This window comes from Curtobacterium sp. ODYSSEY 48 V2, from assembly GCF_023712625.1.
Lineage (GTDB): Bacteria > Actinomycetota > Actinomycetes > Actinomycetales > Microbacteriaceae > Curtobacterium.
The window spans coordinates 417059-431678 of record NZ_JAMAXX010000003.1 but is presented as its reverse complement, the minus strand read 5'-3'; the positions used below and the strand labels follow the sequence as shown (position 1 = coordinate 431678).

Genomic DNA, 14620 nt, shown 5'->3' with positions numbered 1-14620 from the left:
GCGGTCGCCGGAGTGGTCGAGGTGGTGGTGGTGTCAGCCATTGGTGTCTCCCTTCGAGGACCCGCCGGGACTCGTTCCCAGCGGTTGCTGTTCACGGATGAGACGGGCTGACACCGAGATTCGTCACGTCCCCCGTTCCGTGTCGGGCATTTCCCCAGGAAACGGACTTCGAGGGCCGTTCCTGTACCCCGATGTGCCACCGGAGCGGGCGTTGTGGTGCGCAACCGGACAGTGGCGGTGCGCTCCGGTCGGAAGACGCACGTCGACGACGGACGGGAGGCGCGACACCGGTCGGGTGCCGCGCCTCCCGTCCGTCCGTCCGCGCTCGCTCAGGGCGTCCCGCTCTGCCGGGCGACGAGCGCCGCCACCTCGGCGACGTGTGGTTCCCGCAGCACCGAGCTGTGCTCGGCGTGCACGCGCACCGCGTCCACCGGTCCCCGGAGGTACCGGGCCCACCGGGCCGGACCCGAGTCGTTGCCGTCGGCGACGACGAGCGTGACGGGGCCCGCGTACGGGCGCGGCTCCCACCGGCGGGACACGAGGAGCGCCTGGTCGAAGAAGGCCCGGAAGTGGCGCTGGCCCTGCCAGCGGACCACCCCGGCGCCGACGCCCCGAGCCCGGCGGCCGATGCGCGCGAACGGGGTGGCGGAGCGACTGCGGAGCGCACTCGTGCGCACGGCGAGCCGCCGGAGCACGCCGGGCACCGGACGCGCTGCCGGCCGGCCGAGGTCGAGCTGCCCGAACTCAACGGTGTCGGCCCGCTCGGAGGCCTGCTCGGGCAGGTGGGTGTCGAGCAGGACGACCCGGGCGACCTCGTGACCGGCACCGGCGAGCACCGAGGCCATCTCCAGGGCGACGAGGCCACCGAACGAGTGCCCGACGAGGGTGTACGGGCCGGAGGGCTGTACGACCCGCAGGAGCTCGATGTAGCGGCGGGCCATGGCCGGGATGCTCCAGTCCGGCACCGAGCGCCGCTCCAGACCGTGCTGCTGGAAGGCGAACACCGGACGGTCACCCAGGTGCCGGGCGAGCGGGACGAACGTCAGTGCCAGGGCTCCGGCACCCGCGACGCAGAACAGGGGGTCGGCGTCGCCCGGTGCACACGCCGTCAGCGTCACGACGTCCGGGTGACCGGGGACCGCGGCGGCACCGAGGCGGATCCGCGCGGTGAAGCTGCGCAGCGTCGGGTGCCGGAGGAGTTCCGACGAGGGGACGTCCACGCCGAGCCGGTCGGAGACGGCGGCGAGCATCTCCTCCGCCGAGAGCGAGTCGCCACCGAGTGCGGAGAAGTCGTTGTCGAGCCCGACCGCCGGCAGCTCGAGCGGCCCGACGGCGGGCAGCCCGAGCACCTCGGCCCAGATCTGCCCGACCGCGAGCTGCCACTGGTCGTAGGTGTCCTCGCCGAACGCCGCGCCGTCCTCGCACACCGTGGTGCTGAGCGCGGGTGCATCGGGCAGGCGGGTCCGGTCGACCTTGCCGCGCTCGTTCCGGGGCAGCGTCGTCACCGGGACGATCGTGGTCGGCACCATGTGGTCGGGCAGCAGGTCGCGGAGGGCCCTGCGGATCGCGGCCGGTGACGGCGAGCGGCGACCCGGGCGGCTCACGACGTAGGCGACGAGCCGGGTCGGCGCGGGTGGGGCCTGCACCGCGACGACCGCCGCTTCCTGCACCGCGTCGACGGTGCGGAGCGCCGCCTCGACCTCGCTCGGCTCGACCAGGTGCCCGCGCACCTTCGCCGCGTCGTCGGCGCGGCCGAGCAGCGTGAGCCGGCCCTGGTCGTCGAAGCGTCCGAGGTCACCGACCGTCCACGTCGGCGTGCCGTCCGCGGCGGTGCCCGCCCGGTCTGCGGTCGCGTCCGGCGCGCCCCAGTACCCGCTCGTCATGGCGTCGGAGACGCAGACGACCGCACCGCTCTCGCCGACGTCGGCCACGGAGCCGTCGGGTCGGCGGACCTCGATGCGCTTGCCCGTGACGATCCTGCCGGCGGGCACGCTGCGCTCGGGCACCGGGTCCCCCGCGCGGATCTCGTGCACGGCGTACACGGCGGTCTCGCTCGACCCGGTCTGGTTGCAGAACGACGCGCCGGGGCCGAGCAGCGGCCGCAGCGCCGTGACGTCCGTGCCCGTCACCGCCTCGCCGAGGGTGGCGACGACGCGGAGCGCACGCAACCGGTCGTCGGAGGGGTCGAGGGCGCCGGTGATCGACCGCAGCAGGTGCGGGGTGGTGTGCAGTGTCGTCAGGCGTGCGTCGCGGACCCAGGTGACGAGGCGGTCGACGCCGGTGCGACGCGGATCGGCGACGTGCAGGGAGGCACCGGCGTGCAGGGCCGACAGCACGAGCGTCAGCCCGGCGGCGAACCCGTGCGGGAGCACCGAGGCCACGCGGTCCGTCGGGACGAGCCGGAAGGCCTCCCGTTGGGCGACGCTGTCGACGACGAGCTGCCGGTGGGTCATCGTGACGCCCTTCGGCACCCCGGTCGACCCCGACGTGAAGACGACGACCGCCGGGTCGCGACCACCGCGTTCCCGGGCTCCCGGGACGACGGCGAGGTCGCCCTCGGTCGCGGCGGCGGTCCGGGCGTCTCCGAGCAGGTCCTCGAGGGACAGCACCCGGCCCGGCTCGGGGACGAGGGCCGCGGCGCGGTCGGCGTGCTCCGCGTCCGCGAGGACGTCGACGATACCGGCGAGCGCCACCACGTGCTGCAGCCGGGCCCCGGGGAGGGACGGGTCGAGCGCGACGACGACACGGCCCGCGTGCAGGAGTCCGAGGAGGGCGACGACCGACCCGGCACCGTGCGCGACCATCGCGCCGACGGGGACGGGTGCACGGCCCTGCTCGACGTCGACCCCGCGGCCGGTGTGGTCGTCGGGGGTGAGCTGTGCGTCCAGGAGCAGGCCGAGGGCGCGGGCGGTGCGGTCGAGGGCACCGTGGGTGGTCTCGCCGTGCTCGTCGACCAGGGCGAGGGCGTGCGGGTCGCGGTCGGCGACGAGGGCCAGACCGTCGAGGACGGACGGCTCCGTCCCCGCGTGCGGCGCTGCCGCTCCGGGGTCCGCCGTCGGCTGCCGCGTCGTCGTCCTGTCGGTCGTCGCCGTCGTGTCGGTCGCCGTGGTCACGAGGCCCCCTTCACCGTGCGCGCGGACTGTGGTCGCCCGACGGTACCCCGGGGGTGCGCTCCGCAGTGGGGGCTGTGCGGCAACCCGCGCAGACCTGCGAGGTCCCGCAGCCCGCCGGCGCGGAGGACCGCGTCAGTGGATGCGGAGCTCGGCGACCATCGGGCAGGCGAATGGGTCGCGTGCGGCGAGACCGACCCGGTTCAGGTAGCGGACGACGATGCCGTACGACCGCAGCAGCGTCGTCTCGGTGTACGGCACGTCGAGCGTCTCGCAGTGGTCGCGGACCAGCAGGCGGGCCTGCTTCAGCGCCGGTCGCGGCATCGACGGGAACAGGTGGTGCTCGACCTGGTAGTTCAGGCCACCCATCAGGAACGACACCCACCAGCCACCGCGGATGTTCCGCGAGGTCCGGACCTGTCGGGAGAAGAAGTCGACCTTGGCGCCGTGCGCGATGGTCGGCATGCCCTTGTGGTTCGGGGCGAACGAGGCGCCCATCATCACGCCGAACACGGCGAGCTGCACACCGAGGAACGCGCACGCCATGCCGAACGGCAGGAACCAGAACACGACCGTCAGGTAGATGCCGAACCGGGCGACGAGCATGCTGCCCTCGAGCCACCGGTGCCGTGCGTCGGCCTTCGTCCCGGAGCCCGTCACGATCGATGTCACGGCGTAGCGGTGCAGGTTGAGACCCTCGAGCGTGAGCAGCGGGAAGAACAGCCAGCCCTGGAAGCGCAGGAAGGTCCGCATCAGCGGGCCCTTCGCCGCGGCGGCGTCCTCGGGCAGGAAGCGGATGCCGTCGGGCGCGATGTCGGGGTCCTTCCCGACGGTGTTCGGGTTGCCGTGGTGGCGGGTGTGCTTGTTCATCCACCACGAGTAGCTCAGACCGACCATGAACGTGCCGAGCCACCGGCCCGCGTGGTCGTTCCACTTCTGCGACGCGAACACCTGACGGTGCGCGGCCTCGTGCGACAGGAACGCGAACTGCGTGAAGATGACCCCGAGCGCTCCCGCGACGATCAGCTGGAACCACGAGTCACCGAGGAACGCGAACGCCACCCAGGCCAGCGCGAGACCCGCGACCAGGCTGCCGAACAGGGACCAGTAGAAACCGGTGCGCCGACGGAGCAGGCCGTTCTCCTTCACCTGCGCCAGGAGCGCGGAGTAGGTGGACGTACCGTTGCGGCTGCCCGGACCGGGTCGGGTCCGGGTGTAACCGGGGGCGAGCGGGGTGGTCGTCATCGAGGACCGACCTTCTGTGGTGAGCGATCCTTCGACCGATCCGGAGAGTTCACGCATCCGCGCTTCCGGCGACAGTAGGTCACGGAACCGGGAGAACGCCTGGACGGCGCGCGCACGTCCGGGAAACGCAACCCGTGGCGGACGGGAGGCGCGGGACGACGCCGCCACGCGCCTCCCGTCCGGCGCCCGGTTGCGGTCCGCCGGGCGCCCACGCTCGGCGACCATCGTTGCGGGATCGAGACGGCCCGTCACCCCGGTGCGTGCGAGCCTGGTCGCACCTGACCACGAGAGCGGACGGAGCACGCTGTGGACCGAGCGATCGCGTGGGTCGTGCTGGCACTCGTCACGGCCGTGCCGGCACTGCTCCTCGCCGTCACGCGGGTGAGCTCGTGCGCCGATGCAGCGCCGGGTGCGGGCACGAGCCGGTGCACGAGCGGACCCGTGCTCGGGGTCACCGGGTCGTGGGCCGTCGGTGCGGTCGCCGTCGTGGTCGTCGCGATCGCGGTCGTCCAGGTCGTGCGGGCCGTCCGTTCCGGGCGAGCGGCGACGGACTGACGCCCGGCGGTCTCAGGTCCGCGCTTCGGTGCGGACCGGCTTCAACCGGTCCGGTGCGTCGGTGGCGGGGGTCCACTCGCACGTGAACGTCCCGCGGTACCCGAACAGGAAGCCGAACACGCGGTTGTGCACCTCGAGGTCGACGTGGAACGCCTGGTCGTCCTCCGACCACCACTCGTGCAGGGTGGCGCGACCGCTCAGGAGCATCGGGAACCGGAACGAGACCGGCCCCTCGTGGAACCGCTGCGCGTCGGACGTCAGCACGAGCCCGCCCCGCTCGTCCACCGCCAGGTCGAGGTCGACCGCCAGGTGCTGGTGCGTGCCGAGGTAGTCGAGCACCCTGCCGTCGACGAGCACCATCGTCGCGTCGAAGCGCGCCGTGCGACCGGGCTTGGTCTCGTACGTCCGCACGAACGTCACCGTCTCGCGGCCGAGCTCGTCGCGGTACGGGTGGTTCTCGATCGTGAACGGCACGTCCTCCCCGACGTCGGGGACCAGGATGTTCCGGAGCCGTCCGATCTGCAGGAAGGGGACGGTCCACCACGGGCCGCGTCGGATCGACGACATGACGCCACGTCCGGTGCAGGCCTCGCCGGCGTCGAGGCCGACTCCGAAGCGTCGTCGCATCATCGGGTGGAGTCGCTGGAAGTCGGCACCGAGCGCCTCCTCGAACACGGACGTCATCGGTCGTCCCTCGGGTCGGGCAGCGTCGCCAGCGTCGCCAGCGTCGCCGGCGCATCGTGCAGGTGGTCGGTGCGTCGGGCGCTGCCTGCGGGTGCCCGCAGCGTCCTGGAGGCTCGTGGCCGGTCCCGGCGCCAGGGCTGCAGGACCGAGGTGAGCGGCCACGCCTCCGGTGCGGATCCGCCCTCGAGCCAGATCCGGAGGCGGTCGAAGCTCCACGCGGTCGCCCAGCCGAGGAGCGGCCGGACGACCAGGTCCAGCGGCCCCCATCCGCCGTCGTAGTCGTAGCCGGTGACGAACCGCGTGCGCCCGTCGTCGGTCGGGACGTAGCGCCAGTAGCCCCGGCCCGCGCGGATCGGCGAGAGGCGGTCGGCGGTCCCGAAGCGCAGCGCCGACGTGCGCGAACCGTCCGGGCGGCGGCGTTCCCCGATGCTCACACCGGTGCCGTGCACGTCGTGCAGCGGCGAGCGTCGGACGTAGCGGAAGTGCGTCGGTGCCCCGTCCTCCGCGCCCTCGGGCACGATCTCCGAGAACCGGACGTCCCAGCGCACGTGCTGCTCGGGGTCCTGCGTCGCGGCCCACACGCGGTCGAGGTCCGCATCGATGACGGTCTCGACGTAGATGCCCCTGGTCCCCACGTGCTGACAGTAGCGCCTGCGCGGCGGAGACCGGCGTCACGCCGGGGACGGGTCGTCGCGGCGGTGCCGTCGGTCGTGTATCAGCCGTTCCAGGCGTCCCGCAGCGCGCGTTCCAGGTCGGTGCGGTCCGATCCCCGCTCTTCCCCGTCACGGAGCGGTTCGGCCGTCAGCTCCCCGTCGCGGAGCGTCAACTCCGTCGTGCTGTCGGTGCCGCGGTCGACGAGGCTCACGTGCAGCCCGGTGCCGTCCGGCAGCACCGGTCGCAGGGCAGCGACGAACGCCGGCACCTGACCTGCGTCGGACAGCGTGGCCGCGACCGACTGGTTCGTGTCGAACTGCTCCGACGACGCCGGGAGGAAGCCCCGCAGCTCCGTGCCGACGTCGATCGACCGGCCCAACATCGCCGGGGAGCCGCTCACGGACAGACGGTCCGTGTCGTCCGCAGCGTCCCGGTCAGCAGCGTCGTCGTTGCCGTCAGCGGGATCGGCCTGCGGACCGACGCGGATCGACTCCACCGGATCGGCCGGAGCAGCGGCGGCGAGCGCCGTCGCCGTCGCGAGGACCTCGTCCGGGTCGTCGACCCTGACCCGCACCCAGGACGGCGTGAGCTCGACGGCAGCGACCCCCGGCCGCGCCGCGATCGCAGCGAGCCGGTCCGCCTCGGCGTAGTCGGCGGCGTCGGGCAGGTCGTCGTCGCCTCGGGGCTGGTCCTTCGTGACGATGCCGCCGTCCACGATGACCTGCGCGTCCGGTGCGGCCTGCTGTGCGAGCGCCGTCGCGTCCCCGACGTCGTCGAGGTCCGCGAGGTGCATCTGGAGACGACCCGGCGTGACGGAGGCGCGGGTCACCTCGTGCGCGGCACGCACACGCTCGTACGCGGTGATCTCGGGCGTCGGGTCACCGACGGTGTCGTCCGTCCCGGCGATGTCGTTCGCGATCCGCAGGTCCGGCACGTCGTCGGAGCGGATGACGTCCTGCTGCGCCGACGACCAGGACGCCGACGTCGACGCCGTGTCCCAGTCGGACGACGTGGCGATCCGCCGCACCGACTCCCAGCCGGCCACCAGGTCATCGGCATCGCGGACGGTGAGTGCGATGCGACCTCCGCCGGTGCCGGAGGCGGACGGAGCGTCGACGTCGCCACCGAGCCAGCGGTCGTCGCCGCGGAGCCGATCGACGACGGCGAGCAGTCGGTCGTTCTCGGAGGCGCGTTCCTCCAGGAAGAACCCGAACCCGTCGGCCTCCATCGAGCCGCGGTACGTCGTACCCGGGCCGGAGGCATCGCGGATCCAGCGTCCGACCTCGTGGGTCACGCGTCGAAGGTCGGCGTCGGACAGGTCGTCCTCGGTGGTCACGGTGACGGACGCTTCGCCGGCGAACGGCAGGTTGTTCGTGCCCGAACCGCGCACGGACCGCACACCGTCGACTGCCGACAGCTCGCGCTCGGCCTTCTCGGCACCCGCACTCCCCGCGTTGACGTTGCCGGAGCACCCGGTGAGCAGCAGGACCCCGGTCAGCGTGGCGGCCAAGAGCGCGGCGGACCCCGTGCGTCGTCTCCCCCAGAGCATGGCGGGAGCGTACCGCAGCGGTCTGCGCCGGCCCTGTCGCCCTCCGTCCGGCGTCAGCAGCGGCTCCAGCGAACCGGGTCGGTCCTCGGTCACCTGACGGGCCGCGACCCCGGCATCCCGGGCCAGCCGTCCGGCGTCACCCAGGCCAACGTGGCGCAGACCGCCCGACCGCTGGCGAGGGCGCCACGCAAGGAGGGGGTGTTGTCGGCGTGGACGTGTCCCCAGAGCACGTCGGCCTCCGTCGCCGGGAGCCGCCGTGCCAAGGCCCGGAGGACCGCCGGCCCGAGTCCCTGTCCGCGGTGGTCGTCGTCGAGCGCGATCTCCTCGACGACGAACCCGGTGAACCCGTACGCGTCGTCCCGAGCGGCGGCGACGACACCGGCGGCCCGTCCGTCGACCACGACCTCGAACAGCAGTCCCTGTTCGTCGGCGTCGCCGAGCCCGTCCTCGTCGGCGGGCGCCGCCCACTCGTCCAGGTCGGGCGTGACGCGACGGACGGTCTCGTAGATCGCGGCGACCCTCGGCGCCGCAGCCTCGGGCGTGGTCGGGACGAGTTCGACCGCGGAGGCTCCCGGCGTCTGCTCACGACCGGCGATCACCGACACCGGCCCCGCGACCACGAGTTGGTCGGGTGCCACCGAGGACCCGTGTCCGGTCAGAGCGCGGACGCGCAGGAGGTCTCCGGGGAGTCGGACGCGGAAGCAGAGCGGTGAGAAGGCACGGGCGTCCTCGAGCACGGAGCCGAGCTCCGCCAGACCGGCTGCGTCGGGGCGCACGCTGGTCGCGATCACGTCGACGAACGGCTTCGACACGTCGCGGCCACGGAAGCGGATCCCGGTGAGGGCCCATCCGCCGGAGGGCAGCTCGACGACCCGGTTCGCCCAGTCGAGCGGGTCCGGGACGGCGAGTCCGACGGCGTCGCGGACCGCCGCTCCCCACGAGGTGTCACCCACCAGTGCGAGGTCGGGTCCGACCGTCCGCAGCAGGTCCGATCGCCAGTGCTCGTTCCAGCGGGCCAGGTGCTCCGGCGCCCACGGCACGAGGGCGGTGAGCAGATCGTCGTCGTCCATCCCGGTCGACGCTAGGAGGCCGAGCAGCGGCGGCGCAAGAGCGGCTGGCACCGCTCCCCCGTGCGGAACGCGGAGAAGCCCCCGGCGAGAACGTGTCTCGCCGGGGGCTTCATCGGTTTCGGTCGGGCTGACAGGATTTGAACCTGCGACCCCTTGACCCCCAGTCAAGTGCGCTACCAAGCTGCGCCACAGCCCGTGAGCTCTCACGAGCTCTGAGCCCCGAGAGGCTCGGAACTCCGTCTCCGGCGTTCCACCGCCCGCGTCCGACCGGAGCGCGAGCAGCCCGTCAAGCATAGCGGACGCGGGACCCTGCTCGTGCCACGGCGCGTCGCCACCTCCACAGGAGCGATAGGCCGGGCCGAGCCGTCAGCCCCGCGGCGAGCGCGCTGGCTGCCGCACCACGTCCCGCTCGGCCGCCAGCCACGGCAGCGCGAGCCCGACCAGCAGCCCGCCGAGCCCGTCCGCGGCCAGGTCGCCGATCGTGTCGTCGTACCCGACGTAGATCGCCGAGTCGACGAAGTTGTGCCCGAGCCACTCGCACATCTCCCACACGGACCCGATCGCGAGCCCGAGGGTGAACACCAGGAGCGACACGGTCACGCGTCCGGCGTCCGGGGCGTGCGGCACGAGCCGGAGGTCCGCGGCGATCACCGCGAGCAGCGCCGCGAGCAGTCCGGTCAGGACGACGTGGATCAGCTTGTCCCAGAGGAACACCGACGTGTACCACTCGAGCGCGCTCGACCACCCGGCGACGAGCACCAGCACGCAGACCGCCAGGTCGAACGCGGGCCGGAGTCCGAGCATCCGCGGCAGGACCACCCCGAACAACGCGAGCGACATCACCGCGAACGACGTGCTCCCCCAGCCGATCGTGGCCACGGGGATGCTGAGGAGCGTCAGGACCCGCACCACGTCGGCCGGCAGGAACCGCCGGCGCAGGAAGGTCAGCCCGAGCGAGCGCATCACGAGGCCCACCGCACGACGGCGTGCACGGCCGCGTGGTCGGACGGCCAGACACCGCCCGGTCGGCGCACGTTCACCGCGACCCGGTCGACGACGGCGTCCTCGGTCACGAGCACCCCGTCGATCCGGCGGCCGCCGACACGCGGCTCCCGGTAGTGCGGGTACGTCCCGTAGGCCTCCCCCACCTGCCGGGAGGCTCGCCCCCAGCTGTCGACGACCCCCGCTTCGGCCAGTGCTCGCCAGGGCGCCGATCCGGCCGGGCAGTTCCAGTCGGCCATCACGACGGCCGGCAGTCCGCGCTCGCGGACGATGCGCCCGAGCAGCTGCGCGCCGCGCAGCCGTGCCCAGGACGAGGCGACGTCGAGGTGCGTCGCGATCGCGGTGAACTCCTGCCCGGTGGTGCGGTCCGCGACGACGGCACCGACGGCGTGCCGCGGGAAGGCCGTCGCCCAGGACCGTGAGCCCGGGCGCGACGGCGTCCGGGACAGCGCCCACGTGCGCCGCTCGACGACGTCGAGGCGCTCCCGGTCGAGGAACAGGCCGACCGCCTCGCCACCGCCGCGCGCACCGCGACCGACGACCACGGGCTCCCATCGCGAGCCGAGACGAGCCGTGAGGTCCGCGGTCTGGGCGGGCAGTGCCTCCTGGACGGCCAGCACCGTCGGTTGCTCGCTGGCGACGAGCGCGACGACGGCGTCGCGGCGTCCTTCCCACGCGTCGGCGTGACCGGGCGCGTGCGGCACCCGACGTCTGACGTTGAGGGTGGCGCAGTGCACCTCGGGGGCCACCACCGCCCCGATCGTCGGGTGGTCGTCCGGCGCGGATGGCATGCACCCTGTCTACGAGACGACACCTGTTGCGCTCACAGGGTGTCGTGACGGTCCCTCGTAGGGTGGCTCGGATGCGTTGCGCTCGTCCCACCCGTACCCTGCTCGCACTGTCGGTCGCCGGGCTCCTGCTCGGCGCTGCCGGTTGCACCTCCCACGACGACGCGCCGACGGTCGCGCAGCTGACACGGACGTCCGCCCACTCGGTGGACGTCGTGGCCCAGCAGGACCCGTCGGCCCGCTCCGTCGCCGCGAGCCGAGCACTGTTCGCGTCGGCTCCCGGCGCGGTCGTGGCGTCGGCCTCCGACGCGGGCGCGGTGCGCGACGCGGCGAGCGCCGCGCGTGCGGCGCACGTCCCACTGCTGCTGACGCCCGACGGCGGCACGCCCTCGTCGACACCGTCCGCCGACGCGGGTGGCGACGGTGACCGGGTGGCAGCCGAGCTCCGCCGGCTCGGGGCCGACTGGTACCAGGCCGAGGGCAGCGTGGTGGTCGACACCGACGTCCCGGAGCAGGACGCGCCGGAGCGGGGCGACGTGCCCGAGGCGAGCGATGCCTCCCGTCCGGCGACCGTGGTCGTGTCCGACCGCCGGTCGGAGGCCGCAGCCGTGGCCACGGCGGAGGCTGCCGGCGCCCGTGTGGTCGCGATGCCGGACGGCGTGACCGACCCGGCTGCCGCCCCGGACGTCGTGTCGGCCCTCCACGACCGCGCGGAGCACCCGACCGTGCTGGTCGGCTCGGCGTTCGGCGACCTGCCGGACCCGCAGTGGACGGTCCGGGCGGCGGAGAGCGGTTGGCAGCTGCCGCACGGCGGGCAGCGGCCCTTCGACGGACACCGCTACGTGGCGCTGTACGGCGCTCCCGGCGCGCCGGTGCTCGGGGTGCTGGGCGAGCAGGACCCGGCGGCGACCGTGCGCCGCGCCGAGGGGACGGCGAAGGAGTACGACGGGCTCGGCGACGAGCCGGTGACGCCTGCGATGGAGGTCATCGCGACCGTCGCCGCCGGGGACGCCGGGGCGGACGGCGACTACTCGACCGAGCTGCCGGCGTCGACGCTGGAGCCCTACGTCGACGCGGCGAGCGACGCCGGGATGCCGGTCATCCTCGACCTGCAGCCGGGGCGGTCCGACTTCCTGTCGCAGGCGAAGCGGTACGAGTCGCTGCTCGCGAAGCCGAACGTCTGGCTCGCACTCGACCCGGAGTGGCGACTGACCGCCGACCAGGTGCCCCTGCAGCAGATCGGCAGCGTCTCGGCGTCCGAGGTGAACGAGGTCTCGTCGTGGCTCGCCGACCTGGTGCGGTCGAAGGGCCTGCCGCCGAAGGCGTTCGTCCTGCACCAGTTCCGGCTCTCGATGATCCAGGACCGGTCGTCGCTCGCGTCGCACCCGGAGCTCGACGTCCTCATCCACGTGGACGGGCAGGGCTCGCAGCCCGACAAGCAGGCGACCTGGAAGGCGCTGCACCAGGACGCACCGGAAGGCGTGCACTGGGGCTGGAAGAACTTCTACGACGAGGACACGCCGATGCTGTCACCGCAGCAGACGATGGCCGACGTGCAGCCGACGCCGTCGCTCATCACGTACCAGTAGCGGGGTCGCGTCTCGTCGCGTCCCGTCGTGGTGTCCACAGCCTGGAGGGTCGGGGCACGGTGCGTCGGCGGGTGCTGACAGCATGGGGTCATGTCTGGTCTCGGTGTCGGTTCGTCCGTCGGCTCACCTGCTCCTGCGGCGGCTCCGCCGTCCGCCGAGATCGCTGCGGAGGCACAGGAGGCCCTGGCCGCCCTGACCGGGCGACCGGACGCGGTCTTCCACCCCGGGCAGCTCGAGGCCATCTCGGCGCTCGTCGAACACCGGCAGCGTGCCCTCGTGGTGCAGCGCACCGGGTGGGGCAAGTCGGCCGTGTACTTCCTCGCGACCCTGCTGCTGCGGCGACGTGGCGGCGGCCCGACCGTGCTCGTCTCGCCGCTGCTCGCCCTCATGCGCGACCAGGTCGCAGCGGCCGCGCGGGCCGGCGTCCGCGCGGTGTCGATCAACTCGGCGAACGCGCACGAGTGGGCGGACACGCAGGCGGCCCTCGCGCGTGACGAGGTCGACGTGCTCCTCGTCTCCCCCGAACGGCTCAACAACCCGCGCTTCCGCGACGAGCAGCTGCCGACGCTGATCGCCCGGATGGGCATGCTCGTCGTCGACGAAGCGCACTGCATCTCCGACTGGGGACACGACTTCCGCCCCGACTACCGCCGGCTCGCCGAGCTCATCCGCGCCCTCCCCCAGGGTGTCCCCGTGCTCGCGACGACGGCGACCGCGAACGAGCGCGTGGTCGAGGACGTCGCGGAGCAGCTCACCGCGGGCCCGGACGCTCCCGTCTTCACGATCCGCGGTTCCCTGGCGCGGGCGTCGCTCCGGCTCGGCGTCCTGACGCTGCCGGACGCCCGACAGCGCCTCGGGTGGCTGCTCGCGCACCTCGGCGACCTGCCCGGCAGCGGCATCATCTACACGCTGACCGTGTCCGGGGCCGAGGACATCGCCCGACTCCTGCGCGAGAACGGGTACGCCGTCCGCGCCTACACCGGGCGGACCGACACCGAGGAACGCGAGCAGCTCGAGCAGCAGCTCAAGGGCAACGACCTCAAGGCGCTCGTCGCGACGAGTGCGCTCGGGATGGGCTTCGACAAGCCGGACCTCGGGTTCGTCGTGCACGTCGGCGCTCCCTCGTCGCCCGTCGCCTACTACCAGCAGATCGGCCGCGCCGGGCGTGCGACCGACAACGCCGACGTCCTGCTCCTGCCCGGACGCGAGGACCGCGAGATCTGGCAGTACTTCGCGAGTGCGTCGATGCCGACCGAGGCCCGCGCCTCCGCCGTCCTCGGCGCGCTCTCCACCGACACGGCGATGTCGACCGTTGCGCTCGAGGGCCTCGTCGACATCAAGCGATCGACACTCGAGCTCCTGCTGAAGGTGCTCGACGTCGACGGCGCCGTGCACCGTGTCGCCGGCGGCTGGGTCTCGACCGGGCAGCCGTGGCAGTACGACGCCGCCCGGTACGAGCGGGTCGCCGCCGCCCGCGAGGCCGAGGCCGCGTCGATGCTCGCGTACGAGTCCACCTCGGCGTGCCGCATGCAGCTGTTGCAGCAGGACCTGGACGACCCGTCCGCTGAGCCCTGCGGGCGCTGCGACAACTGTGCCGGTGTCTGGTACCCGACGTCGATCTCGGAGTCGGACACCTCCGGTGCGGCTGCCGCGCTCGACCGGGTCGGCGTCGAGATCGCGCCGCGCGCGCAGTGGCCGTCCGGCATGGCCTCGCTCGGCGTGCCCGTGAAGGGCAGGATCCCGGCCGGCGAGCTCGTCGAACCGGGCCGCGCCGTCGCCCGGCTCACCGATCTCGGCTGGGGCGGGCCGCTCCGGGCGCTGTTCTCGGCCACCACTCCGGACGGACCCGTGTCCCGCGAGCTGGTCGACGGGTGCATCCGCGCCCTCAAGGACTGGCCCTGGGCCGAACGGCCGACCGGCGTCGTGGCGATGTCGTCGCGGTCGCGGCCGGAGCTCGTCGGGTCGTTGGCGCAGGCGCTGTCCTCCATCGGGCGGCTGCAGTTCCTCGGGACCCTCGGACGGAGCGGCGGGGAGCCCCGCGGAGACGGTGCGACGAACAGCGTCTACCGGCTGGCCGGGGTGTGGGACACCTTCGTGGTGGACCCGGAGCTGGCTGCGGCGTTGGCGTCGCACCAGGGGCCGGTGCTGCTCGTCGACGACCTGGTGGACAGCCGGTGGACGGTCACCGTCGCCGGGCGGGCGCTCCGGCGTGCGGGGGCGTCGGCCGTGCTGCCGTTCGCGCTCGCGACCGTGGCCTGACGCCGGCGGGGTCCGGCCGACCGTCCGTGGTCCGTCCGGAGGCGCGGGGTGCGGGGTGCGGGGTGCGGGGTGCGGGGTGCGGGGTGTGGGCTGCGGGGTGCGGGGTGCTCCCGCA

Annotated in this window: 11 protein-coding genes and 1 tRNA gene; 3 read left to right on the top strand and 9 right to left on the bottom strand. The window is 73.6% G+C overall.

The window, feature by feature from the left end; all coding sequences use genetic code 11:
- Positions 1–329 precede the first annotated feature (329 nt).
- Both M3666_RS07025 and M3666_RS07020 read right to left on the bottom strand, forming a co-directional pair.
- Positions 330–3113: a non-ribosomal peptide synthetase gene (locus tag M3666_RS07025; protein WP_251154850.1), complete on the bottom strand. Its 2784-nt coding sequence runs from the start codon at positions 3111–3113 to the stop codon at positions 330–332.
- A 132-nt stretch (positions 3114–3245) separates the two neighbouring features.
- Complete coding sequence (locus tag M3666_RS07020; protein WP_209685998.1) at positions 3246–4355, bottom strand: acyl-CoA desaturase; 1110 nt, start codon at positions 4353–4355, stop codon at positions 3246–3248.
- Positions 4356–4661: 306 nt separating this feature from the next.
- Between M3666_RS07020 and M3666_RS07015 the strand changes: the two genes are divergently transcribed.
- On the top strand, positions 4662–4910 hold the full coding sequence (locus M3666_RS07015; protein ID WP_251154849.1) for a hypothetical protein: 249 nt from the start codon (positions 4662–4664) through the stop codon (positions 4908–4910).
- 12 nt (positions 4911–4922) lie between these two features.
- Here the strand turns inward: M3666_RS07015 and M3666_RS07010 are convergent, their stop codons facing one another.
- From M3666_RS07010 to M3666_RS06980, 7 genes are all read right to left on the bottom strand, one after another.
- Complete coding sequence (locus M3666_RS07010; protein WP_209686002.1) at positions 4923–5594, bottom strand: DUF4166 domain-containing protein; 672 nt, start codon at positions 5592–5594, stop codon at positions 4923–4925.
- Positions 5591–6229 (bottom strand): SRPBCC family protein, encoded by a 639-nt coding sequence (locus M3666_RS07005; protein ID WP_251154848.1) that lies wholly within the window; start codon positions 6227–6229, stop codon positions 5591–5593. The genes M3666_RS07010 and M3666_RS07005 overlap by 4 nt, the downstream gene beginning before the upstream one ends.
- A gap of 80 nt (positions 6230–6309) precedes the next feature.
- A complete protein-coding gene (locus tag M3666_RS07000) occupies positions 6310–7797 on the bottom strand; it encodes a hypothetical protein (RefSeq protein ID WP_251154847.1) in 1488 nt (495 codons plus the stop codon).
- An 89-nt stretch (positions 7798–7886) separates the two neighbouring features.
- The gene (locus M3666_RS06995) at positions 7887–8867 is read right to left on the bottom strand and encodes a GNAT family N-acetyltransferase (protein ID WP_251154846.1); all 981 of its coding nucleotides are present in this window, start codon (positions 8865–8867) and stop codon (positions 7887–7889) included.
- 122 nt (positions 8868–8989) lie between these two features.
- Positions 8990–9063 (bottom strand) — tRNA-Pro (locus M3666_RS06990).
- A gap of 170 nt (positions 9064–9233) precedes the next feature.
- Positions 9234–9833, bottom strand: a complete 600-nt coding sequence (locus tag M3666_RS06985; RefSeq protein ID WP_251154845.1) for a hypothetical protein — start codon at positions 9831–9833, stop codon at positions 9234–9236.
- Positions 9830–10660 carry an endonuclease/exonuclease/phosphatase family protein gene (locus tag M3666_RS06980; protein ID WP_251154844.1) on the bottom strand — a complete coding sequence of 277 codons (831 nt, stop codon included), beginning with the start codon at positions 10658–10660 and terminating at the stop codon, positions 9830–9832. Before M3666_RS06980 ends, M3666_RS06985 begins: the two co-directional genes overlap by 4 nt.
- A 71-nt stretch (positions 10661–10731) precedes the next feature.
- Here M3666_RS06980 and M3666_RS06975 point away from each other — a divergent pair, with 71 nt between their 5' ends.
- Positions 10732–12246, top strand: a complete 1515-nt coding sequence (locus tag M3666_RS06975; protein ID WP_251154843.1) for a hypothetical protein — start codon at positions 10732–10734, stop codon at positions 12244–12246.
- A 90-nt stretch (positions 12247–12336) separates the two neighbouring features.
- Complete coding sequence (locus M3666_RS06970; RefSeq protein ID WP_251154842.1) at positions 12337–14505, top strand: ATP-dependent DNA helicase RecQ; 2169 nt, start codon at positions 12337–12339, stop codon at positions 14503–14505.
- Positions 14506–14620: the final 115 nt, after the last annotated feature.

Excerpts from the sequence above, each read along its gene's own strand:
- M3666_RS07020 (WP_209685998.1), bottom strand. The coding sequence starts at position 4,355 with ATGACGACCACCCCGCTCGCCCCCGGTTACACCCGGACCCGACCCGGT.
- M3666_RS07010 (WP_209686002.1), bottom strand. The coding sequence starts at position 5,594 with ATGACGTCCGTGTTCGAGGAGGCGCTCGGTGCCGACTTCCAGCGACTC.
- M3666_RS07000 (WP_251154847.1), bottom strand. The coding sequence starts at position 7,797 with ATGCTCTGGGGGAGACGACGCACGGGGTCCGCCGCGCTCTTGGCCGCC.
- M3666_RS06995 (WP_251154846.1), bottom strand. The coding sequence starts at position 8,867 with ATGGACGACGACGATCTGCTCACCGCCCTCGTGCCGTGGGCGCCGGAG.
- M3666_RS06980 (WP_251154844.1), bottom strand. The coding sequence starts at position 10,660 with ATGCCATCCGCGCCGGACGACCACCCGACGATCGGGGCGGTGGTGGCC.
- M3666_RS06975 (WP_251154843.1), top strand. The coding sequence starts at position 10,732 with ATGCGTTGCGCTCGTCCCACCCGTACCCTGCTCGCACTGTCGGTCGCC.
- M3666_RS06970 (WP_251154842.1), top strand. The coding sequence starts at position 12,337 with ATGTCTGGTCTCGGTGTCGGTTCGTCCGTCGGCTCACCTGCTCCTGCG.